A 22063-nucleotide genomic window follows, 5' to 3' on the forward strand; every position below is an offset into this window, starting at 1 on the left:
TCCTTGCGTTTACCCCCATTGGCTTGATGCCGCTTCCAACCGGGCGCCAGCCATGGCGAACAGGACTTCGGGATCGGATCCGCGTGCGTCGATATCGACCTGAACGTTGGTGTTCCTTGACCGGTCGGTGTTTGCAGTCGGCTGGAGTACGCCCTTGGGCGCGTAGTCAGCCACCGTGGGTGGTGTGAGCGTGAATCCGTCGAGTTTCAGTCCGGCCACGATGTCGTCAAACGCGCGGTCGACGTAGGCCTGGCTGTCATCGATGCCTTCGGCGATGCCCCGGCCCATCATGATGCCGACCTGATCCCTGAACACGCGGCTTGGCGAGTGGATGCCGAGGAAGCTTTTGACGCTTTCCAACGCCCCGGACACGGCGTTCTTGGCGGCGTCGAACAGCCGGCCGGCGGCGGAGGCGATGCCGCCCGCGATGCCGGTGATGATGTTCAGGCCGACCTCGCCCCAGTCCACGGAAGTGAACGCTTTCCACAGGCTGGACACGATGGCGGGTATCTGGCCGATGAGCTGGGGTATCGCGCTGGCGAGCCCGTTGGCGAGGGTGACGAGGATCTGCACGCCGGCGGCGAGTATCTGCGGCAGGTTCGCGGCTATCGAGCTTGCGAGGTTGCCGATGATGGTCGGGGCCTGCGCGATCAGCTGCGGCAATGCGTTCACGATGCCCTGCACGAGGCCGAGCAGCAGGTTCATGCCGCTGTTGAGCAGCTGGCCGACGTTGGATGCCAGACCGGACACGAGAGCCGTGATCATGCCGATGGCGGCGGGGATGAGCGTGGGCAGTTGGGCGGCGAGCCCGTTGACCAGCGTGGTGACGATGAGCACGGCCGTGCCGATCAGTTGTGGCGCGTTCGTGGCGATGGTGTTCATCAGCGCGGCGAGGATCGCGGCTCCCTGCGCGATCATGGCCGGCAGGTTGGCGGTGATCTGCATGTTCAGCTGCTGCAGCATGCCCGGCAGTTTCGCGGACAGCTGGCCGATCATCGCGAACAGCTGCCCCTGCATGCTCTGATCCAGCAAACCGAGTCCCGCTATCAGTGCGGCGATGATGCCGGCGATGCCCATGTATTTGATGAAGTTGCCCGGACTGAAGAATCTGCCGAATATCGAGCCGATGGCACCGAGCCCTGATTGGAGTCTGGGGCCGACCACGGACGCGATGCCGGAGAACGCGTCGCCGATGGGTCCCAGTGCGGCCTTGGCCTTGCCGGCCACGTCGGAGGCGAGCTTGCCGAGTCCGTCGCCGAATGATTGGAGCGATGTGACGATTGGGTTGTTCTCGAAGCCGGACGCGATGCCGGAGAACGCGGAGGTGAGTTTGGTCTTGACCGGCGCGGTGATGGCTCCGATTTTGGATGACAGTTGGGTGCCGAGTGCCGAGACTTTTTCTCCGAGTCCGCTGTTGGCGATTTTCTCGCCGGCGAGCTGGAACGGGAAGGCGATGTCTTTGGCGATGGTCTTCGCGTCCATCGTGAAGGCCGTGAATCCTTTTTTGAGCTGGCCGGGCAGTGCCGTCATCTTGCCGGTGAGGGTTTTGATTCCTTTGTCGCCGCTTTTGCCGAGCAGGTCAAAAACGCCGGTGATCTTGTCGATGTTGCCGCCGATGCCTGTGAACAGGGTGAACGCGCCGGCGAGTTGGCCGATCTGGCTGGCGATGTCCTGGATGGTGATGCTGCCGTCGGCGAGGCCCGTGGAGAATCGTTCGATGAGTTTCACGGCTTTGTCGATGTAGGGGCTGAGTTGGTCGTTGAGCTTGTCGACGAGCGGGGTGAGTTGTGTGCTCAGGGCGTCGACGGCGGGGATGGCTGCGTTGAACAGTTTGCGCAGTGATTCGAGCGCGATCTTGCCGGGGCCTTCGCCCAGTCGGCCGAGCGCGGCCTTGACGTTGGCCAATGCGCCTTGGAACGTGTCGCCGGCGGCGAGGGCGGCTCCTCCGAGTCCTTCCTGCATGGCCGTGGCGAACGTGTTGAAGTCGATCTTGCCCTTGGACACCATGTCGGAGACTTCCTCGGAGGTGGTGTTCAGGTGTTTGGCGAGCAGTTGGAGCACGGGCACGCCCGAGCTCATGAGTTGGAGCATGTCGTCGCCCTGCAGCTTGCCTCGTGCGGCCACGGAGCCGAATATGGTGCCGATGTCGGTCAGCGAGCGTCCGCTGATCTGCGCGGTGTCGGCCACGGTCTTGAGCACGTTGGTCATCTGCTGGCCGCCGGCGATGCCGGCGGCGGACAGGCTCGCGGCCACGGTGGCGGCGTCGCCCAGGCCGAACGCGGTGCCCTTGACCGAGGCGAGCGCGTTGTTCATGATTTCGGTGATGCTGGCGCTGTCGTGGCCGAGGCCTTTGAGTTTGGCCTGCGCGTTCTCGATGTTGAGGGCGCGTTCGAATCCGCCTTTGGCGGCGAGTGCGGTGACGCCTCCGGCGATGGTGCCTATGGCGCCGAGGCCGAGTTTGCCGATTTTGCCGAATGCGCCGCCAAGTTTGGTCAGGATGCTGTTGCTGCCTTTTTTGCCGGCGTTTTCGACGGCGGTGTTGAGGTCTCCTTCGAGTTTTTTGCCGAAGTCCTTGCCGGATGGTGAGACCTGGATGTATACGGTGCCGATGTTGTTTTCCTTGGCCATCGAGACTGCTCCCTGTGTGGTTGGGTGTGGTCCCGATGGCGGTCGGAATTATTCGGTGATGTGGAATCGTTGGTTGAGTTGGTGGCGGCGGCGCATGCGTTGCGCGCGTTCTGCCGGGGTTTGTTGGCGGGTTGCGCCGAATTGGTCGGCTCGTTTGTCTGTCCATGGCCGCCAGCCGCGGCGTTTGAGCCGGCCTTCGAGTTCGAGCCGGTCCCACATGGCTATTTCCTCGCCGGTTGGCGTGTATGACCATCCGGCCAGGGCGGCGTACGAGTTGCTGGTGTGGTCTCGTAGGATCTGGCGGGTGAGTTTCCATGCCTTGTCCAGGCTCAGGCTGGCTTTGGGCTTGTGGCCTTTGGGCGCGTTGAGCCATGTGTCGAGGCGGATGGGCTGCCATGTGGTGTGGTAGCGGTGCAGCCAGTCGGCCTCTAATGCTTCGCGGTGGTTTTGCCAGAGGATGATAAGGCAAGCGCTTTTGGGTCCAGTCCCGATTGTTCGGCCCAGGTGCGTACGGTCGCGGTCAGCCATGCGATCCCGTTGCCTGTCTTGCGCAGCGCGTTCCAGTAGTCGGGGCGTAGTTGCTGGAAGTAGGCGAGGAACGCGCTCATCGCGTAGCTGGATTGTTCCTCGCTGAGCGTGGTGTGGCTTTTGATCAGGAGGATCACGTTGACCAGGTCGATGGGCAGGTCGGCGGAGTTGAGGTTGGGCAGGTCGAGTTTGATTCCGAGCACGTCGAGGTGCACGTCCTCCAATGGTTCGTCTTCGATGACGGGGGTTTCGACCTTCGCGTAGTCTGTCATGGCGGTCTCCTTTTGTTCTGTGGGTTTGGGCGGTCTTGGATGTGTGGGGTTCCCGCGCCGCCAAGACCGCCATCCTGCGACGCGGGAAGAATCAGGGGGCTCCTTATGGGGCCCGGGAAAGGTCAGGCGGTGACGGTGACCGGCACGCTGACGCTTTTGCCGCCGGCCGTGGCGGTCACGGTGACGGGTTTGCCGGTTTCGGTGGCCGCGACCCCGGTGACGGTGACCGTGGCGCCGGATGCCGTGGCGGTGGCCTTAGACGTGTCGCCGCTTGCGGCGGCGAGCTTCCAGCCGGCGGCGTTGTCGGGTTTGACCGTGACTGCGAACGTGGCGGTCTTGCCCGCGGCGACGCTCAGGGCGGCCGGGTTGGCCGCCACGGATTCGATGCTTGCGGCGAGCCCGGCCCTTTCTGCGGCGAGCAGACCGTATACGTGGAACATGTAGCCGTCGGCGGCCTTGAACATCTTGAACGTGACGTTGAAGGTCACGACCTCCGTGCTCACGAGGGTCATGTCGTCTCGGTCGCTTACCTTGCAGCGGCCGATGGGCAGGACGATGGGGTTGCCGTACTGGTCGAGGCATGCGAGCACGGCCATGTATTCGATGTTCGTGGCCGCGTCCTTGACGTGGAACGCGCCCTTGTCGTCGGCCTCGACGCCGAAGTACGCTTCGGCGATGTCCTTCTTGCATTCGATGCCGGGGATCTGCAGCGTCCAGTAGCCGGGTTCCTGTTCGGAGACCACGATGTCGCCGTTGTGGGCCTTGATCTCGGTGTCGTCGCCGGGCTCGGGGTGGAGCACGGCGCCGTCCTCGCTGTTGTAGCCGACCGGCAGCTTGCTGGCAGGCGGCGTCCAGTTCTCGGATTCCGGCATGCCCGGCAGGTCCGGGTCCTTGAGCTTCCAGAGGAACAGCGCGTAGTCCTTGATGAGTTTGACCAGCTGCGCGTTGTTGCCGCTGGTGATGTATGCAGTGTCCGTTGCCATTGCCATATGCCTTTCAATGAGTTGTGCCGGGGCATGTGGCGGCGTGCCCGGAGACGGTTAGTTGGTTTCGACGGTGAGCAGGAGCACGAGGTACGCCATGAGGCACCCGTTCTCGTCCGTCATGCGCATCGGCCCGGATTCGTGGCCGATGGTGACGACCGGCCGTGGCGGGTGCGGGCCGGTCAGATAGGATTCGATGCCCGCCGCCAGTTTCTGCGCGGCGTCGATGTCGCCGGCCCCGTCGTCGCGGCGCACCCACACGGATACGCGCAGGCGCACGTACTGGCTGACCGGCGTGGCTTTCTGGCCTGGTTCGCCTATGATCACGCATTCGCGCGGCGGATTGTCGCGCGATCGGATGCTGGAGAACACGACATCGGGGAACTCCTCGCGCAGCAGGGGCAGGAGCACGGGCTCCACCCGTCTTGGAAGGGTGCGGGGAGTGGTGACGCTCATACGACCACCTTGCCCAGCATCTGGCTCAATACGCCGTGCGCCTGTTCGAACGCCGCGGGAGCGGTGGCGACCACGTTGCCTCGTTCCCTGTCGTCGTTGCGGTACACGGTGACGGCGGGGTCGATCCGGGCCATGCCCTCCATCTGCTTCTGCACGTCGTCCAATACGGGTGCGGGCAGTTCGTGCAGGATCTGCCGGTCGAACGCCTTGCGGTTGAGCACGACCCTGACTTTTCTTGCCATGATGTCAGCCCTCCTTGAGTTTCACGTTGACGACGTCGCCGACATGCGTGCCGTCCTTGCGCCGCCATTCGCATACCGCTCCGTCGACGGGCACCCTGCGGCCCCTGACGCCGATCAGGTCGGTGTCGAGGATGCCGGTGGGTTCCGTGGAGCGGATGTAGATGGTGTGGTCGAAGGTCACGCCCGATGATTCCTCCGAAGCCGTTTCCGGCGTGTTCACCGGGGCGACGAGCCCGCTGAAGCTTGTGATGAGTTCCAGCGGGCCCTGCACGGTGTTGCCGTCGGCGTCGAGTCCGGGCTCGCCGCGCCAAACGTCGATGCGTTCCATCAGACCACCTCCCCGGATGCCATGTCGATGCTGTAGGCCCGCTGGCCACCCAAGCCGAGCACTGTGAGGTAGTCGTTGTTCCATCGCAGGTAGCCGTCCGGCGAAGCCCACGAGTAGGAGTTGGAGAAGGGGCCGGTGGTCTCGGTGTTCTGCGTGACTCCCGTGGGCACGCCGGACACCTGCTGCTCCATGGCGGTGCGCACCATCTGGCAGCACACGATCTCGAGTCCGCGCTGGTGCGCCGTCCACCACGAATCCTCATGGGTCTCGGGGTAGACGGACACGTGGTTGCGGATGCTCTCGCTCGCATCGAGCAGCAGCTCGTCCGCCTGCGCCTGTTCGTCGGGCGTGAGCGTATGCCAGCGTTTCTCCAGATCCTCGTGCGTGGCGAACGGCACGGGCTCATCGGCCATGACGGGCCTCCTTATCCGATGACGCCGGCTGCCTTGAGCGAGGCGAGCGCGGCGTTGAGCTGCTTCTTCGTCTCGTTCAGTTCGGCTACCACGGCGTCGAATTCGGCCTTGGTCGGCGTATCGCCGGCGGCCGCCGCCGCATCGGCCGCGGACACGGCGGCGACGGCCGCGCCTTTCTTCACGCCTCCCAGCGCCGCGGTGGTGGCGGCGGGCAGCGTATAGGCGGAGCCGCCGGTGAACGGCGTGCCGTCGGGGTTCCACAGGCGTGCCGGCACGTCCATGGCACCGGTCTTGTGTTTCTTCCTGCCTGCCGGCTGGATGATGAAGTCCTGGGTGAACGCGCTCATCAGTCACCCGCTTCCGTGGAGGACTTGAGCACGGCGAACGCCTTGGGTTCGACGACCGCGTAGGAGAACATGGCCTCGGTGCGGTAGGCGATCTGGTTGTGGGCCTTGAGGTCGACGCCGGTCTGGTCGGGGTCGCCGTAGGGGATGATCTCGGACGTGATGTCGCGCACCATGCCCCATTTGATGAGGCTGAAATCGCCCATGATGGCGAGCACGTGGGTGGGTGTCTTGGCCTTGGCCCCGTTGACGGTGGCGCTGGTGGCGGCCTTGATGCCGTCGAGGGTGCCGACCTGCAGGTTGAGCGGGATCTCCGGGTAATAGCGCATGCCGGTGGCGGGTACGCGGATCTTGCGCAGACGGGAGGCCCACGTGCGGCTGATGGCGATGCCGTTGATGTCGTAGGTCTCGTTGAGCTGGTCGGCCAGGTTGTCGACGTTGGTGATGTCGTCGTCTCCGGCGGTGACCTGCATGGCTCTGGCCGTGAGCGCGTTGAAGCCGGTGAGCGGCCCGCCGGTCTTGGGGTTGACGGCGTGGTAGACGACGTAGTCGAGGGCGCGGCCGATGGCCTCGGCCTGGTCGGCCTGGATGGACTGGATGATCTGGAAGCGGTTGTCCTCGTCGGCCCATTTGAGCTCGCTGGTGACGCGGGTGGTGGTCTGCACCTTGAACGTCTTGCCGCTCACGTAGTTCAGGTCTTGCTCGTAGGAGCTCTTGGCCTGGCCTTCGGCGGTCACGTCGGCCTCGGCGGCGCCGTTGAAGATCATGTATTCCTTGTCGGTGAAGATCTGCGGGCTGCTCGGGGACAGGGCCGCGATGGTCGATGTCTCCTTGACCTTGTTGACGACGGCCGTGGCGACGGTCTTGGGCAGGTGGAGTTTGCTGGTGTCCATTGCCATGATGTTGTTCCTTTCTGGGGATGATTGCGTTTAGAGGTTGGAGAACAGGTCGTCGGCCCATGCGCGTTCGTCGGCGCCGGCGGCCTTGCCGTCGGGGGTCTTGCCCTGGTGGGGCATGCCCTTGGGCTTGGGGTGTGCGTACTGGTCGATGGCCTTCGCGTTCGCGGTCATGGCCTCGAGCGTGTCGCCGTGCAGCAGCGAGGCGGGCACGCCGGTCTCCTTGGAGACCTGCGCCTTCCACTCGTTCTGCTGTCGTTCCGCCTCGTAGGCGGCGTTGGCGGCTTCGAGTTCCTTGATGCGCTTGGCGGCCTTCTCGGCTTCGGACAGCTGCGAGTCCTTGAACTGTTGCAGTTCCTCGGCGGCCTTGCTGTTGTCCTTGGCGCGCTGCTCCCATTTGCGCGAGTGGGCGCGCTGCTCCTCGAACTTCGCCTTCCAGTCGATGTCCTCGCCGGGGTCGGCCGGGTCTCCCGTTGCGGGGTCGCCGGAGCCGCCTTCGCCTGCGCCGGAATCGATGAGACGAAGGTTGTTGCGGAATCGGTGCCAGTGCGGCATGTCGTGCATGATGGTTCTCCTTTGTGGTTGATGGGGCCCGTTCCGGGCGTAAAAACCACCCGTGCGGGTGGTGTGGAGTGGCGGGTGCAGGATTCGAACCTGCGTGGCGTGATGCAGCCGATTTACAGTCGGCCCCGATCGGCCTCTCCGGCAACCCGCCGTATGGTAGAATCGAGGTAACGGGGATCCCACGTAACCGGCTCTTGAGACCGGCACATAATCCGGGGGGTTATCCCCGTTCTTCTATTTCAATACGATTTGGTGGAATCCTTCCGAGTCGAACACCCACAGCTCTTTGATGTGGGATTCATGACGGGCGTTGTACAGCGACAGTTGGTTGACGAACTTGTCGGGCAGTTTCGTGCTTCCGAAGTCCAGTACGAACACGTCCTTGACAACGCCCTGTTCGACGCCGCCGACGACGGCGTCGTTGATGCGTTGGGCCACGTTCCTGTATTTCAGGCTTGCTGGTGATTTCAGTTCGGCGTCGCATTCGTGGCTCAGCCAGTGGAAGTCGTTGCTGGGCTTGCCATCATGGCTTTTCGGTATCCACTCGTATTCCTCGCCCAGCTTCTGGAACTTCTCGAGGAACACGATCTCGTGCCGTTCGAGGATTTCCCTGCTCGGGTCGACGCCGACGGCGAGCTGGCGCCGGTACCAGGATTCCGCAGTGCCTTTTGGCTCTCCCTTCATTGACAGGAGTCTGACGGACTGCTCCCACGGCATGGTCGGCGTCGGGTAAACGCCGTCCGTGAACGCCATGGGATTGTCCCGGCGCATGCGCTTGAGCTTCTCCCGGTAGTCGCCGCCTTCCTTGCTGGCTTCCTGCCACATGGCGGTGAGCCGTTCGGGGTTGTATCCGGCGAGTGTCTGGCGTCCCCAGCTGGGGACGATCTGGCAGTCGCAGTCCCGGTGGTATTGCATCTCCAGGCCTGCCGAGTCCTCGCTCAGGTAGGTGAAGCCCCGTGAGGCGAGCATGGTGCAGAATGCGCATGTCCTTGCTCCGCGCGGCACTCTTGCCCATCGTGGTTTCGACGGGTCGATGCGCATGTTGCGTTGGGTGGTCAGGCGTGCGGAGGCGTTGACCATGTCGGCGACGAACTGCATCGCGTCATCTGGGTTGCCCAGATCGGGCCACAGGTCGTCGATCGTGGCTCCCGCGCGCGACTGCCCGTTCTTGACCTGCGTGTAGGTCAGGCCGGCGTAGTCGGTGTTGTTGAAGCCGCCCTGCACCTGCCAGAGGGCGCGGTCGGGGTCGATGAGCCGCGTGTGGTCGAAGTCGTCGAGCCGGACGCCCGCGTATTCGCTCCACAGGCCGCGCACGGTGTCGTAGTATTCGTTCGCCAGCTGGGAGGCGTCTCGGGAGAAGTCGCGGATCGCGTCCTTGACGTTCAGGGGGTCGCGTTCGACCATGTTCTCGATGACGTCGGCCGCGCTCTCCCTGAGGTTGTCAAGGTCGGTCTGGTAGTCCCTGTATGCCTTGTCCAGCAGCCGTTGCAGTTCCGGCGGGGCCTTCGGATTCGCTGCCATCGGCTGCCTCCGTGTCCTGCGGGTTCATCCGCTGCTGTCTGAGCTGGTCGATGTTCCGTTGGGCCTTCATCCGCTGCTGGTAGGCGCGGAACGACTGGAGCTCGCCGGCCGTGAGACCTAAGCTTGGCCAGTCCCACGTCGGAATCCGCCCAGTCGCCGTTCACGCCGGCGACCTTCGTGTAGTAGTCGGCTCTCGCGGCGTCACTCACCTCGCGGGTCGGGGCCCACAGGGGGCGGATGCCGGTCAGGTCTGGCGGCTGCGGGCTGTTGTCGCGCAGTTGGACGGCCATGCCCATGGCGTTGAGCAGCTGGCGGGAGAACATGCGGTTCTGCCGGTTCGCGGTGCGCGTCAGCTGGTTCTCGGCCGCGGCGAGCGCTTCGGCGCTGGTGGGGTTGGCCAGTCGGATGCCGAGTTGTTCGGGCGGGATGTCGGTTTCGGCCGAGGCGAGCATGGCGATGGTTTCGAGCATGTCACCGTGGGGTTGCATCGATGCCTGGGAGACCTGTTTGAGTTCGGGTATGTCGCCGTTGATGTCGCGGCTGATCGCGTTGATGCTGCTGACGAGCGCGCTCCACGTGTCCTGTTGGAAGGATTCGCGGCTCAGGCCGAGGAACCAGATTTTGGGCACCGAGTAGAATTCGGCGGACGCTTCCATGCGGACCATGGTGCGCATGGCCATGTCGGTCAGGTTCATGAGGGCCCGGTTGATGCGTGAGCGGCCGAAGGGGCGGTCCATCTGCTTGTCGTAGACGATGGGCACCACGGCCACGCGGTCGAGCCGGTTGTATTGGGGTTCCGCAGTCCACCCGTATCCGGTTTTCATGCAGGCGTAGTTGCGGCCGGGCAGCCATGCGTTGAACGCGGTGATGTTGCCCCATTTGTCGCTGTCGGTGATGGTCAGCGCGGCCTTGATGCGTCGCCGTCCGTTGTCCCACAGGGCCGCCGACCAGTCGGCCGAGCGCGGGGTGATGAGGATCCGGTCGTTGTCGGCGGGGTCGTAGTCGATGGTCAGGAAGCTGCAGGAGTGCTTGTAGCAGCTGATGACGGCCTCGCTCATGTCGGTTTCGAGCTCGTTCATGCGCATGATCTCGTCGATGCCGTGGTTGTCGGCCCCCGTGGCGGTCTCGAATCCCTCGAACACGCTCTTGTCGGCGAGCGCTCTCACGCTTTTCTGTGGCCAGCCGACCACGACGCCGGCTTTCTGGGCGACGATGTTCGGGATGCTGATGCCGAGGTTGTTGAAGCGTTGTTTGGCGTCGTAGAACGCGGAGCGCAGCAGGTTGCGCGGGTATTTGGCGCGCCAGAGCTCCAGTAGGCGGATGATGTCCGTCATGTCGTCGTCGGGCACGTTGGCGATGTGTGTCATGAACGATGAGCCGGTGGACAGGTAGGGGTTGCCGAAGCTGATGGATTGTTCGTTCATCCGATCATGACCTCCTGTACTCGGTCCGGGTCTCGTTTGGTTATGGTGGTGCCGTAGAGGGCGAGCGTGCAGGCCACCAGGGGGCTTATGTCGATGTCGCTGCCCATCGGGTTCCATCCGACGGCGCCGGATTTGCCGATGCTGCGTGTGGTGGCGTTGGCCACGGCCGTGGCGAGCGCCGGTGCCTTGTCGTCCGGCAGGTGGGTGAGTTTGCCGTCTCTGAGCATGTCTAGGAATTTGCCGCAGGCGCGGCCCATGTCGCTGTAGTTGGTGACGATGACTTTCACGTGCCGGGCCTTGAGGTCGGCCAGCAGGCTCATGGCGGGTGATTGCGAGTCGATGACCACGCTCGCGGTGCGCGGCCAGTGGTCGGCGATGTAGTCGACCGCCCATTGGGTGCCTTTGGATTGGGTGGCCTCGAAGCGGCGCAGTTCGATGTGCGCGGTGCCGTCCCTGTGGTTGACGGCTCCGCCGATGGCCAGCGACCTGCGGTCGGGTTTCATGTCGAGCGCGTAGCCGATCAGTCCGTTGAGGTTTGGCGAGTCCGTGGTGGCTTTCGCCCATTGCTGGGGGTCGATGGCACGGTGTGAGGCGGTTTCGTCCCAGATGCCCAAGCCTTCACGGCGGAACGAGTCGGCGCCTAGTAGGTTGCGCATGCGCAGTATTGCGGCCTCGCTGGTGCGTTTTGGGTAGCTCGGGTTGGCCTTCGCCCACTGTTCGCGGTCATTGGGGTCGGCGTCACGGTCGGCGGATAGCTCCACGTACACCATGCCATCCGTACCGGCGAGCGCTTGTTGGCGTTTTTCGGCGAACGCTTCGCATGGGTCGCCGGGTTTCGGGGGTGTGCCCATGAAGATGATCAGGGGGTTGTGTGCGGCGTTGGTTGCGGGAATCATGTCATCCAGGGCTTTGACCGTCAGGATCTGCGCCTCGTCGAATACTTCGAGTCCGACGCCGGCGAAGCCTCGTCCGAATCCCTGTTCGCGGGCTCCGAACATGATGCGGGAGCCGTTGGTGAATCTGATTTCCTGTTGGCCGTTTGCCCTGCGGATGCGTTCCACGTAGCGGGTGAACAGCCTGTTTTTCGCCAGGTTGTCACACATGTCGTTGAACGTTTCGTCCAGAGTGCGGGTGCGGTGTGCGGTCCATAGGACTTTGAGGTTCCTGCGCATAAGGCAGAGGATGAACACGGCCGAGCCGATGGTGAATGTTTTGCCGACCTGCCGGCAGATGCTGATTACGCCGCCGCCTTCGCCGCACGCATATCTTCCGTCCTGTCTTTTCGAGAACAGGAGGTACAGCAGCCCCTGCTGCCAGAGGTCGTAGTGGATGCCTGCTTTGACGGCGATGCGCTGGATGTTTGCGAAATCGCTTCCGGTGATGCCGGAGGGCCGTTTGAGCTCGCGGGCGAGTTCAGACAATCGACGTTCCGATATCATCGGCAACCTCCTCGGTGTCACCCATTTCGTCGAACAGCAGGTCTCCGCCTGACAAGGAGTCCAGTTTCTCGCATATGGCGATGATCTGGCGGCTGAGCGCGGGCAGGTCGGAGGTTCGCGTGGCCGGATCGTCCATGGCTTTCTGCAGCACGTCGCGTTGGTGGCGCAGTATGTCGGCCATGCTGCCATCCATCATGCGGTCGAATTCGTTTTTGTCGATAACCGGCGTTGTCTTCGCCATGGGGTGCGGATCGGGTGACGGGATGCCGCTCTTGCGTCGCAGGTAGTCGGCGCGGTTTCGGCATTTTTTCGAACAGTAACGCTGACGCTTGCCGCGGCCTGAGGACTGGAATTCCGCGCCGCACTGCTCGCATTTCATGTCTCACCCCGTTTCAGTGTTATCGGATTCAGCCTTATGCTTTCGACCGGGGAGATATCCCGACTGCCCCCGAGGGTCGGGTCTGACGGCCGGGACGGGTCCCCTCCCGTGGGGTCTACCAGTCGCCGCTGGTCGTCAACGGCATCGACGTGGCCGCAAGATGGTTCGACGATGCTGATTCTTCGCTTGTCGTTGTCGTCGATGCCGTCGCCGTCGTGCGGTTGGGGTCGAGCAGTCGCGCGACTTCGGCGCGCGCCCATGCGAGTGTGCGCGTGCCCTTGACCCGGTTGCACCAGTTGTGCGCCAGGCCCACGTTGCCCCAGTCCAGCGGGCTGCCGCCGCGCGCCACCGGTATGGTCTCGTCCACGGTCTTGCACCACGGGTCGGGCCATGGCAGGGATTTGTCCACCGGCCGGCCGCAGATGTAACAGGTGTCGTAATAGGCGTACACGCGCCGGCACAGCTGGTCGCGCCGATACGCATAGCCTTTGCCCCTGCGCGGGTTGCCGCTGCGGGTGGAAGACATGAGGCACCTCCCCCGACTGAATCCGAAGGGGCATGGGCTCTTCGCAAAACGCCCCGAGGCAAGCGGCTGGCTAAGGCTCAGTGGCGCAGAATCCGCTGGAGATCGGACACCTTGGCGTCGCCGTACTCCTTCATGAGTGAATCAACGAATTCCTTGCCCGTCACAGAGGCATCCTTATCGCCCTTCCATCGTTCCATGTCCTCGATGATTTGGCTCTTCTGGGATTTTTCGACATCGGACATACTACGCTTAAAAATCAGGCACAGTATCGCCGATACGATTCCCACGAACAATAGCACCCATGTCCCGATGAGAACCCATTCCGGCGTTCCATCATTAACCGCGAACAATCCGAAAACCGCGGAGACTACAAGTCCCAACGCAGCACCCAATACGGTGTCGCACCACGGCGGCATCAGATGCAGTGCGCTGACGCGCCGTTCAATCGAATCGATCTCCTTGAACATGATTTCCACCGTCCGTTCGTCTCGTGACGTCTTATGCAGGGCGATACCCGATTCGACGTCTCGGCGGATCACGGGTTTCTTTTCAGCGGCCATGCTCGCCATCCGTATCGGAATCCTCGACGGTGACGAGATTGGCGACCGTCATGCGCATCGAGTTCATGAAAAACGTGTATCCGCAGTGCCCGCACATGACGGGAACCAGAGGAAGCGATATGAAGGTCTCATCGCCGTTTCCCCCGCGAACACGCCCGGACTCGATTTCGAATTCGGACTGCACTCGCCAGTCCTCGCATCCGCAGATGGGGCATTTATGGTCGCCCGACCATCGGGATTGCAGCATCGCGAGTACGCGGTCGGAATGATCAGCGCCCGGTTCAAACAATCCCGACGTATGAATGTTTTGCTTGCTGTCTTCGGTTGGCATAAGCCAATCATAGAACGATTGCGATGCGTGGCGTCGCCGTCAGCGCCAACCGAAAAGGAGACGCCACGCAAAATCAGGAAGGCCAGATACGCGAAAACCCAGCCATCCGGACTGGGTTTTTCGACACTTCTGCCACTGCAATCATCGGTTACAGTCGCGATTTTGTCAAGCTGCACCTCCGACCACGAGCCGGTACACGTCGCAGTAGGCGATGCCCTGAGGGCCGTTGCACAGCTTGCCCCGGTTGACCCACACGTTGAGCGTGCCCCTGCGCACGGTGATTCCCGCGTCGGTGAACGCCTTGGCTATCTCCGCCGCCGAACCTCGCTTGGAATCATCCCAACACAACGTCTCGAGCCTACGCAGTTTGACGGTCTGCGCTCGCTGTTCCCTCCCGCACACGGGACATGTGACCCACTGGTCTGCGGTTCCTGCGGTGAGCATGGTCTCGCACAGTTCGCACGTGCCGATCTCCCTGTGCTGCTCGGGAGGATCCAACGCGAGGTCGACTTTGCGGGCAAGGTTGTTGATGACGTGCATGTAGAATCCCGCGTCCGCGAACGTGGCAAGGCGTGCATGGCCGGCGCATGCGATGAGCGTGGCCTCGAGGTCCTCCATGCGCGGATCCTTGCGCCAGTCCAAGGCGTCGATGCCGTCGAGGCAACGCCACAGTTCACGCGCCGTCGCGTCGAGCAGATCCAGCAAATCGAGCACGTCAAGTCGTATCGGTGTCGGCGGCATGGCCGTCTGGATGCGCACGGGCGAATGCCCTCCCGGATGCAATGTCGCGTCGAGGCTGTCATGCAACGGCGTGACATCACGCGCCAAGCGCAATAATGTGCCTGCGAAGCGCATCTCGCACGTCTCGCACAGCGAACACCCCTCTTCGGTCATCGTCCTGCAGTTCTGACAGTTCACATTGAGCCCCTTCCGGCTGGTCGGCTAGAATAATGATTGGATCTCATCGCCCTGGCCGACCACGGTTGGGGCTTTCTCATATTTGAGCCGCGAATACGGCATATTCCATATGCGTTTGAATTCGGCTATCTCCTGTTTCGACAGTCTCGGCCCGCCCCACGGTTTGCCCGGCGGACGGTCTCTTTTCGGCGGCGTGAACGGTTTGACGCTCACCCGAGCCAAATGGCATGTATGCCCGGCGAGGTATTGGCCATCCGGCCTGATGCCCGCGCTCCCGCTCACGCTGCGCAACAACGGATAGCCGACTGATGGCAGCCATGTGACGCGCGTCAACGGGCGGCCGAGGATTATCGCCACGGTCAGGTCGTCACCCGCCACACACCCGTAATCCCACGACTCCCACACACTCTCCCGATCCTCGATCACGTACAATCCGCACCCCTCGCAGACCGTGACCACGAGAGGACTTGATTTCGGAATGAACGCGCGAAGCCATGGGGGTTTGCGCTCGCCGGCCTTCTGCTTGCCGCTCATCGCATGACGCCCCCCGATTGCGGGTCGATGAGCTGACAAGAAATCCTTGTGAGTTGATTCTTCCTGCAGCATCGCATGACGCCCCTCGATTGCGGGTCGATAAGATTGCCGCTCATGTCTCCCCCCCTATCCCTCAATTCCGTAATGTTCATAGCGAGTCATTGGGTTCATCCTTGCGTGAGCTCGTCGGTCAGATACGGCCAGAGTCGGCGGGACATGACCTGCGCGCCCATCTCATAGCCGCGTTCCCAAGCGTGCTTGACAGCCAATGGGTCGAACGCTGTGTTGGCGAATGCCTGCTCGCACTGGTCGCCAATCTTCCCTTCGAACAGATAAGGGTTGGTTTTCTCCAGCACACGGACGTAATCGGCATTGGTTGGATTCCCGTTGATCATTCTTCCGTTGCCTCCTTTTCGTTCGCTTCGATTGCGTCCAGCAGATCGCATTCGGCGAGCATGAGATGCGCCTGGGCGCGGGTCATTGATTTCAACGTCTTCACGTCGGCGGCGGCCATCCAGCCGAGAGAACTCACCTTCGTCTCGAGCAGGTGGGTCTGCGTCGCGAGATCACGCAATCGTTCATCAAGCAGCATGGTCATCAGTTTTCCTCCTTGTTGAGTCGTGTTTCGATTTCAATACACAGGTCGATTGCCTGCTTCCAGCCGGCTTGGTAGCCGATGACGAACGCTTCGGCCGGACTGTCGTTGCCCAGGCCCGATGAGGCCAATGCGTTGAGGGCTTGTTGGGTGAGGTCAATCGGTTCGACCATGAGTCAGTCCTCCGTCGTGTAACAGTTTGCGTCGAGCCAGTCGGCGATGGTTCGAAAGTCCTTGGCCCACTGAATCCGCGTCTGTCGTTCCCGCTCGTCCTGGGGGATTGGCTTCGGAATGTCAAAATCGAGCACCGAGTATTCGGATTGTTTTAGGAAATGGCTGCGGGCTGGTCTGCCTCGATGCTGAGGGACTTGCTTGTAGTTGACGATTTGGAGGATGTGCAGCATCTCCAATGCCTTGGCCGGGTCGAAGTTCGGAGTGTCGGGATTGTCGGCGAACCGCTGACGCAGGTCGGGCACTGTGCCTTCGCCGTTGCCGAGTTCCCATGCGGTCTCTTCGATTTGCTCTCTGAATGTGAGTGCCATTTTGGGCTCCTTTGGTTTGGGAAAATCTAGTGTCGTTGAGGGGTGTTTTTGGTCTTTCCGGAGGGGCGAGCCGTAGTTTTTCCCACACCCGGACACACACGTAGTGTGTCCGGGGAGTGTGGGGAAAAACTAGACTCGATGGCTCAGTTTTTCCGGGAAAAACTCGGAAAAACTGGGAAAAACGGGAAAAACTAGATTTCGAGGTGGTTTTCGTCATCCGATTCACTCGCCTCCTCCCTGCTCATACGGTCCACATAGGCGTCGGATTTCGGGTCGTCTATCTGCCGGTACGGTCGGACGGATTTGAATATCGAACGATTGTTGCGTCCGGAGCGGTTCGAGACGAAACCCTCCTGCAGGAGCAGGCTCACGGCTTTGCTCATGACGGCGGTGCGCGCTCCGGAACCGTCTTCCTTCAGCGCCTTGAACAGTTCGGACTGGTTCGGTTCTTCGAGTGAATCCTCCAGCATGCGGCTGATGCGTTCCATCAGTCCGGTGGGTCGGAAGTCGTCACGTTTCGCCTGTCGGTCTTCGCTGGGCATCATGTTGGGTCGTGCGATGGTGACGTGCATGAGTTTCGGGTCAGTGCTGTTGATTTCGATGCGGGCGGCTTCGCGCAGGTGCGAGCCGTTGCCGCTCCAACTGACGGCGCAATGCTCCTCGATCTCCGAGATGCGGTCTTTGCCGCTTTTGATGACGATGGTGCCGCGTACGCCTTTGCCGACGGGTTTGGTCATGTCCACGCTGTAGCTGATGCCGTCGATGAGGGCGAGTTTCTGCATGCTGCCGCCCGCGTAGCGTCCACGGTTGTCTTTGGACTTGACGACGTGGTCGATGAGTACGACTGCCGGCCCGCATGCCGAGATGAGTCGGGGCATGGTGTTGTACCAGGCTGCGATGTCGTCGCCGCTGTTGCTGTCGAGGCCCGCGTAGGCGAGGCAGCTGGTGACGCCGTCGATGATGGCGAGCGTGGCGGTATCGGCGTAGTCGAGGGTTTCGCGCCAGCCGCCGAGACTGGTGGGGCTGCTCGGCTTGGCGGACGGGCGCACGTAGTGCAGGTGACCGATGATCTGTTCGCCGGATACGCCGAGCAGCAGGAGGCGTTTGACCACGTTGCGTGCGGAATCCTCGTAGTCGATGTAGATGACGTCACGGTCTGCCTTCAATTCCTGCGCGGTGGCGATTTGGGCGATCATGCTTTTGCCGCAGCCGGGTTCGCCGTGCAGGTCGTTGACCGCGCCCCTATAGAAGAGGCCTTGGCCGTCCTCTCGTTGGAACACGGTGGGCGTGGGCGGCAGTTCAATTCCGGAAGCGAGCTGGGTGAGGTCTTCGAACTGCCAGCTGGAGGAGGCGTTTTTACTTGCCTCGTGACTTTCCATTGAACCGTTTTGAACCGGCGCGACGGGTGTTGAACCGGCTTGAACCGGCATTGTTCCAGTGTTTTGAACTGCTTGCGGATGACTTTCCCTCATTTGATTCGCAATCGTGTTTTGGGTGAGTTCGTTGAACTCGCCGGGCGTCATGCGTTCTATCTTCGACTGCTCGCACGGATCCACATGCGATTGCACGCCGTTGGCCTTCTCCATCGCGCCACTGAGAATGCTGGCCCATTCGCGTGCCGCCTCACGCTCCTTGCCTTGACGGTCGGGGGCCACCTCGGCGATGAACCGTGGCTTCAATTGGTTGATGGCGTCGAGAGCCCCCCCCCCGGTGTCCCTCCTGCGCGAAGTTAACCAACGCCCAGACGGCCTGCAGCGTGGTGTCATGCCTTGAGCCTTTGCTTGCCGGGTTGGCGAGCGTCTTGTTGAGGAACGTGTTGACCGCCTTGCACATGCGGTCGTCGTATTCCCTTGAATACGAGGGAGTTAAAGTGGTCGAATTCGACACTCTGTCGGGTTTGCGCAGGTAGTCCACCCACTTCCATGGCAGTGTCGCCAAGTCGCCGATATGGGGGAGCGTGCCGGAGAATGCGCCGCTTGGCGTGTACCAGCAGTACATTTCGCCGCTCGGGTGGATCGACGGCCAGACCACGGAATACCGGTGGCCGGGCTGCAGGATGTCGACTCCCTCGATTGCACCGCCCTTCCACGCGAGCCCTTCGGGCACCTTGTAGAACAGGTGGCGTGCCGGACTGTCGATGCCGTGCGCCGTGCTGCTCCACGTGGCCGGAAGCATGCCCAGTTCCTGAGAGAGTTCGCTGATGCCTTTCGCCCCGTCTGCCTTGACCTGGTGCCCTTGTTCGGCGTCGATGTCCAGAACCAATACGCCTTCGGGGATGACGATGCCCGTGTTCGCAGTCGGATCCGACTGCGACCAGAACCGCACCTGCTCGTCGGTGACGGGTTTGCGGCTGCGTCCAGTGAAACCGCTGGGTGGTGGGGTCTTGCGGCCTTCCGGCAGGGGGATGACCTGCATCCAGCCCGCCGCACGGTACAGTGGCGCGGCTGCCGCGTATCCGTAGATGTCGGTCATTCTTGAAACCCCTTTGATGTGATGTGAATATGTGTGGTGCCGTGCACGCCTTTGCATGCGTGCCGGCCGCTTGGATACGGCTACGGCGGTCGGGACTGGACTCAGTCCTTGTCGGAATCCTTGCTCTTGTGCCAGCCCAGGAGCACGAGTCTCACGCTCATGAGCTGGAGGCTTTCCGAGTCGACGTCACGGAAACCGTCCTGATCGGAGGCGAGGAATCCATGTCTTTCATCAGCTCGAGCCACTGGTTCTGCAGGTGTTTCAGCAGTTCGTCCATCAGAATTCACCGGTTTCCAATTGCTGTTCCGAGCCGCCGTGGTTCTGCGGCTGCGCCTGGTCGGTGACGGCCGTCACCGCTTCGACCGGCACGCCCAACAAGGCGGCGATCTCCTGCGGCGGCTTGCCCAACGCCTTCAACTGGTTGACCTTCATCGGATCCACCTGCTGCTGGCCGAGCTGCACAGGCTGAACAGATTGCTGCTGGCCCTGCTGTGCGGGCGGGTTCCACGGGTCGGTTGGGGCCGGCTGATACCCCTGATTCGGGGCCTGTGCCGCCTGCTGTGCGGCGTACTGCTGCTGCGGGTAACTTTGCTGGGGCTGCTGCTGGAAGGGCTGCTGTGCGGGCTGCTGGGGCTGGCCCATGGCGAGATCGGCCGGCGACTGGTGTTCGATCACGTATTCGAACAGTTTCGGCGGCTGTGGCAGATTGCCCTGCGGCCCGTAGCCGGTGAACGTGGCCGTGAACCGGTCGCCCGGTTTGACCTCACCGGCCTTCTTCAAACCGGCGTTGCGCAATGCCTGCAGCCATGCGCGGCGCTGCACGCCCCACCCCTTGATATAGACGGTGCGGCGTCCGTCATCATCCTCCACGTTCGGGTCGATGATGCCGGTGTCGATGGTGACCAATACCTGCAGGCGAGGCGAGCCGTCGTTCCAGAACGCCGGCTGCTTGGTCTGGAAGTCACGCACCTGGTTCGCGGTCACGTTCTCGATGATGCCGGTCACCCTCGTGCCCGGCATGCTGTCCTTCGTGAACGCGGACTTGCCGGACTGCGAGTCGATCTGGTTGAGCATCTGCTCCGCGCTCATCTTCGGAGCCATCGGAGCCGGCTGATAGCCGCCATACTGCTGCTGGCTGTAAGCCTGCTGTTGCGGATATCCCTGCTGGGGATAGCCGTACTGTTGCTGTGGTTGTTGACCGAACATTGTGTTTCCTTTCGTTATTCGGTGAACTGGTATTCGGATTCGATTAGGGGGATGAGTTGGAGCCATTTGTCGGGCACGTCCGGCCACGGCTTCTCGTCGAACTCGGGGAGCGCGCTCATGTCCGGCCACACGCGGCCCTTGCATGAGAAGCACTTGTCGGGGCCAGCCGCGGGCAGTTGCTTTATCCAGCTGTCGCGCACCTCCGCGCCGTCCGCCTGTTCGATGATGTCCATGAGGTTGACGAGCAGTTGGGCTCGGGCCAACGCCCATTTGCCGGGCTTCGCGTCGAACCTGGTCTCCCATGGCAATGCGTCACCCAACGAGGTCTTGTTGCGGGGCAGGAAGTAGATGCAGTTGCGTTCCACCCGCTCGCCCTCGTTCTGCAGTCCCATGCCGTAGAGCGAGGCCTGCACCCGATACTGCTGGCTGGGGCCGTGCGCCTTGACCTTCGTGACCGTGGTGTTGCCGACGATCTTCCAATCGATGGTGCTATGGGTTTTGCGATCCCAGAGGTCGATCGATCCGGTGACGTCGTAGCCGCCGTGGAGGCCCTGCAATCGGCCTACGGTGACCCGGTACTCCGGGCGCCACCGTTCCGCGAGACAGTGCACGTTGTCCTCGCTCGTGTACGGGAACTGGGCCGCCGGCTCCCCGTTCAGCTCTCGGAACATGGTCTCGAAATGCGCGTGCACGCATGTGCCGATGAACGGCAGCCAGCCCGGGGAGCGTCGCTCCGGCCAGCCCGCCAGTTTGGCTGCGAGACAGTGCACGCAGTCCGTTCCCAGTTCGGATGGGCCTATCTCACGTTGCAGTTCGCGTGGAGCGTTCTGGATGTCGTCCTCGATGAGCTGGCGGATCTCCGGCCATAACCTGGGTTCCTCCATCGTGTCCACCCGTGTTTTCGGCGTGACTGGCGGCTTGCCCATGCCGGGTGCCGACTGCGTCATGGGCGGCACGTCGACGGGTATCGCGTCACCCTGCTGTTGGGCTTGTGCGACGGCGAGAATGGCGTCATTCATGCTCATGGTTCTTCACTTCCTTGAGAAGGTCGTCGATCTGTTTCTTGATGTCGCCCAGTGCGGTCTGGCTGAGCCGTATAATGGCCACCGCCTCGTCCGATTCGAAGCGCAGCGTGTAGGTGCGGTCGCCGTCCTCCGCGATGGTTACCGGCATGCTGCCGAAGGCCATCGAATGCACGGGGAAGCCGGTCTTGCCTTGCGTCTCCAGTTCGTGTATGGCCTTGTGGATGCGTCTGGCGACGGTGAGGCCCAGCTCGTCGAGCTGCTCGGAACGGATGACGTACAGGTCGACGGTCAGCTCGTTGCCGTCCTCGTCACGCAGGTCGTAGTCGGCGATAACGCTTTCCACGATCTGGGCGATGCCCAAGCTGGACAGTTCCGCGCTCATGAGACCACCACCATAGGCTTGCCGCTCATCGCGTAATCGGCCACCGCGTCCGCCGACAGCAGCTTCTCCAACTGGCTGAGCGGCCGCGGCCGCAACTGGTAGGCTCCGGGATACTTGGTGGCCGGGTAGGCTTTTTCGAACGTGCCGGCGTTGATGCGGCGCGCGCCCGGCTTGACCTGCACCTTCAGATTGCCGGCCAGGTAGGTGCCGACAGGATGCGAGTCGAGAATCAGGGATTTGAGATTGTCGATTTCCTCCTGTCGGCTGGCGATCTCGGCCTGCAGTTCGACGATGCGCGCCGCCTGCGCCTCGAACAGGCCCTGTCGCAGGCCCTCGTCGGGGTTTTTGGTTTCGATTTCCTTGAAATCCGGAGTCAACACGTTGTTGTCATTCGCAGTCATTTGGTTTTCCTTTCACGGTGACCTGGGCGTAGGTGGGGTACCACGCCGTCTGATGGTTCGGGTACTGGTTCGCGTGCCGGGTGCAGGCGCTGATCGCGTCGGACAGGCCGGCTATCGGCCCCAATGGGCCGCACGTCCTGCAACGCGGCATCCA

At 62.4% G+C, this 22063-nt stretch carries 31 protein-coding genes and 1 tRNA gene; all 32 read right to left on the reverse strand.

Annotated elements, in window-relative coordinates; genetic code table 11:
* Positions 1–9 precede the first annotated feature (9 nt).
* A complete protein-coding gene (locus MMB48_RS05855) occupies positions 10–2628 on the reverse strand; it encodes a tape measure protein (protein ID WP_080714757.1) in 2619 nt (872 codons plus the stop codon).
* Positions 2629–2676: 48 nt separating this feature from the next.
* Positions 2677–3156 carry a hypothetical protein gene (locus MMB48_RS05860; RefSeq protein ID WP_136527163.1) on the reverse strand — a complete coding sequence of 160 codons (480 nt, stop codon included), beginning with the start codon at positions 3154–3156 and terminating at the stop codon, positions 2677–2679.
* Positions 3057–3428, reverse strand: coding sequence for a hypothetical protein (locus MMB48_RS05865; RefSeq protein WP_050496247.1), 372 nt, complete (start codon positions 3426–3428; stop codon positions 3057–3059). Before MMB48_RS05865 ends, MMB48_RS05860 begins: the two co-directional genes overlap by 100 nt.
* 122 nt (positions 3429–3550) lie before the next feature.
* Positions 3551–4411 (reverse strand): Ig domain-containing protein, encoded by an 861-nt coding sequence (locus MMB48_RS05870; protein ID WP_208430660.1) that lies wholly within the window; start codon positions 4409–4411, stop codon positions 3551–3553.
* A gap of 57 nt (positions 4412–4468) precedes the next feature.
* Positions 4469–4822, reverse strand: coding sequence for a hypothetical protein (locus tag MMB48_RS05875; RefSeq protein WP_032744214.1), 354 nt, complete (start codon positions 4820–4822; stop codon positions 4469–4471).
* A gap of 41 nt (positions 4823–4863) precedes the next feature.
* Positions 4864–5109, reverse strand: a complete 246-nt coding sequence (locus MMB48_RS05880; RefSeq protein ID WP_032744128.1) for a hypothetical protein — start codon at positions 5107–5109, stop codon at positions 4864–4866.
* A 4-nt stretch (positions 5110–5113) separates the two neighbouring features.
* On the reverse strand, positions 5114–5437 hold the full coding sequence (locus MMB48_RS05885) for a hypothetical protein (RefSeq protein ID WP_032744127.1): 324 nt from the start codon (positions 5435–5437) through the stop codon (positions 5114–5116).
* Positions 5437–5850: a Gp19/Gp15/Gp42 family protein gene (locus MMB48_RS05890; RefSeq protein ID WP_032744125.1), complete on the reverse strand. Its 414-nt coding sequence runs from the start codon at positions 5848–5850 to the stop codon at positions 5437–5439. The genes MMB48_RS05885 and MMB48_RS05890 overlap by 1 nt, the downstream gene beginning before the upstream one ends.
* A gap of 11 nt (positions 5851–5861) precedes the next feature.
* Positions 5862–6197: a head fiber protein gene (locus MMB48_RS05895; protein ID WP_208430661.1), complete on the reverse strand. Its 336-nt coding sequence runs from the start codon at positions 6195–6197 to the stop codon at positions 5862–5864.
* Entirely contained in the window at positions 6197–7093 is an 897-nt protein-coding gene (locus MMB48_RS05900; RefSeq protein ID WP_032744123.1) for a phage major capsid protein, read from the reverse strand. Before MMB48_RS05900 ends, MMB48_RS05895 begins: the two co-directional genes overlap by 1 nt.
* A 30-nt stretch (positions 7094–7123) precedes the next feature.
* Entirely contained in the window at positions 7124–7654 is a 531-nt protein-coding gene (locus MMB48_RS05905; protein ID WP_050496245.1) for a heavy metal transporter, read from the reverse strand.
* Between the two features lie 69 nt (positions 7655–7723).
* A tRNA-Tyr gene (locus MMB48_RS05910) sits at positions 7724–7805 on the reverse strand.
* 83 nt (positions 7806–7888) lie between these two features.
* A complete protein-coding gene (locus MMB48_RS05915) occupies positions 7889–9058 on the reverse strand; it encodes a hypothetical protein (protein WP_230581227.1) in 1170 nt (389 codons plus the stop codon).
* A complete protein-coding gene (locus tag MMB48_RS05920) occupies positions 9037–10599 on the reverse strand; it encodes a phage portal protein (RefSeq protein WP_230581216.1) in 1563 nt (520 codons plus the stop codon). Before MMB48_RS05920 ends, MMB48_RS05915 begins: the two co-directional genes overlap by 22 nt.
* Positions 10596–12038: a terminase gene (locus MMB48_RS05925; protein WP_032744121.1), complete on the reverse strand. Its 1443-nt coding sequence runs from the start codon at positions 12036–12038 to the stop codon at positions 10596–10598. Before MMB48_RS05925 ends, MMB48_RS05920 begins: the two co-directional genes overlap by 4 nt.
* Positions 12013–12417: a hypothetical protein gene (locus tag MMB48_RS05930; protein WP_032744119.1), complete on the reverse strand. Its 405-nt coding sequence runs from the start codon at positions 12415–12417 to the stop codon at positions 12013–12015. The genes MMB48_RS05925 and MMB48_RS05930 overlap by 26 nt, the downstream gene beginning before the upstream one ends.
* Before the next feature lie 115 nt (positions 12418–12532).
* On the reverse strand, positions 12533–12943 hold the full coding sequence (locus MMB48_RS05935) for an HNH endonuclease (protein ID WP_080714756.1): 411 nt from the start codon (positions 12941–12943) through the stop codon (positions 12533–12535).
* Between the two features lie 77 nt (positions 12944–13020).
* A complete protein-coding gene (locus MMB48_RS05940; RefSeq protein ID WP_032744118.1) occupies positions 13021–13503 on the reverse strand; it encodes a hypothetical protein in 483 nt (160 codons plus the stop codon).
* Positions 13493–13687: a hypothetical protein gene (locus tag MMB48_RS05945; protein WP_136527161.1), complete on the reverse strand. Its 195-nt coding sequence runs from the start codon at positions 13685–13687 to the stop codon at positions 13493–13495. The genes MMB48_RS05940 and MMB48_RS05945 overlap by 11 nt, the downstream gene beginning before the upstream one ends.
* Before the next feature lie 312 nt (positions 13688–13999).
* Positions 14000–14752 (reverse strand): hypothetical protein, encoded by a 753-nt coding sequence (locus MMB48_RS05950; protein WP_050496244.1) that lies wholly within the window; start codon positions 14750–14752, stop codon positions 14000–14002.
* 24 nt (positions 14753–14776) lie between these two features.
* Positions 14777–15286 (reverse strand): hypothetical protein, encoded by a 510-nt coding sequence (locus tag MMB48_RS05955; RefSeq protein WP_230581215.1) that lies wholly within the window; start codon positions 15284–15286, stop codon positions 14777–14779.
* 167 nt (positions 15287–15453) lie between these two features.
* Positions 15454–15681 (reverse strand): hypothetical protein, encoded by a 228-nt coding sequence (locus MMB48_RS05960; RefSeq protein WP_032744113.1) that lies wholly within the window; start codon positions 15679–15681, stop codon positions 15454–15456.
* Entirely contained in the window at positions 15678–15884 is a 207-nt protein-coding gene (locus MMB48_RS05965; protein WP_032744111.1) for a hypothetical protein, read from the reverse strand. Before MMB48_RS05965 ends, MMB48_RS05960 begins: the two co-directional genes overlap by 4 nt.
* Positions 15884–16054: a hypothetical protein gene (locus MMB48_RS05970; protein ID WP_168928615.1), complete on the reverse strand. Its 171-nt coding sequence runs from the start codon at positions 16052–16054 to the stop codon at positions 15884–15886. The genes MMB48_RS05965 and MMB48_RS05970 overlap by 1 nt, the downstream gene beginning before the upstream one ends.
* 3 nt (positions 16055–16057) lie before the next feature.
* Positions 16058–16423: a hypothetical protein gene (locus tag MMB48_RS05975; protein WP_032744109.1), complete on the reverse strand. Its 366-nt coding sequence runs from the start codon at positions 16421–16423 to the stop codon at positions 16058–16060.
* Positions 16424–16614: 191 nt separating this feature from the next.
* A complete protein-coding gene (locus MMB48_RS05980; protein ID WP_234884546.1) occupies positions 16615–18102 on the reverse strand; it encodes an AAA family ATPase in 1488 nt (495 codons plus the stop codon).
* Positions 18047–18895 (reverse strand): bifunctional DNA primase/polymerase, encoded by an 849-nt coding sequence (locus MMB48_RS05985; protein WP_234884545.1) that lies wholly within the window; start codon positions 18893–18895, stop codon positions 18047–18049. The genes MMB48_RS05980 and MMB48_RS05985 overlap by 56 nt, the downstream gene beginning before the upstream one ends.
* Before the next feature lie 101 nt (positions 18896–18996).
* Entirely contained in the window at positions 18997–19140 is a 144-nt protein-coding gene (locus MMB48_RS05990) for a hypothetical protein (protein ID WP_168928614.1), read from the reverse strand.
* A gap of 31 nt (positions 19141–19171) precedes the next feature.
* Positions 19172–20101 (reverse strand): hypothetical protein, encoded by a 930-nt coding sequence (locus MMB48_RS05995; protein WP_032744106.1) that lies wholly within the window; start codon positions 20099–20101, stop codon positions 19172–19174.
* Positions 20102–20115: 14 nt separating this feature from the next.
* Positions 20116–21126, reverse strand: a complete 1011-nt coding sequence (locus MMB48_RS06000; RefSeq protein ID WP_032744105.1) for a hypothetical protein — start codon at positions 21124–21126, stop codon at positions 20116–20118.
* Positions 21113–21508 carry a hypothetical protein gene (locus tag MMB48_RS06005; RefSeq protein ID WP_032744103.1) on the reverse strand — a complete coding sequence of 132 codons (396 nt, stop codon included), beginning with the start codon at positions 21506–21508 and terminating at the stop codon, positions 21113–21115. The genes MMB48_RS06000 and MMB48_RS06005 overlap by 14 nt, the downstream gene beginning before the upstream one ends.
* Entirely contained in the window at positions 21505–21909 is a 405-nt protein-coding gene (locus tag MMB48_RS06010; RefSeq protein ID WP_032744101.1) for a hypothetical protein, read from the reverse strand. Before MMB48_RS06010 ends, MMB48_RS06005 begins: the two co-directional genes overlap by 4 nt.
* Positions 21910–22063: the final 154 nt, after the last annotated feature.

The organism is Bifidobacterium sp. FKU (genome assembly GCF_026016385.1).
Taxonomy (GTDB): domain Bacteria; phylum Actinomycetota; class Actinomycetes; order Actinomycetales; family Bifidobacteriaceae; genus Bifidobacterium; species Bifidobacterium infantis.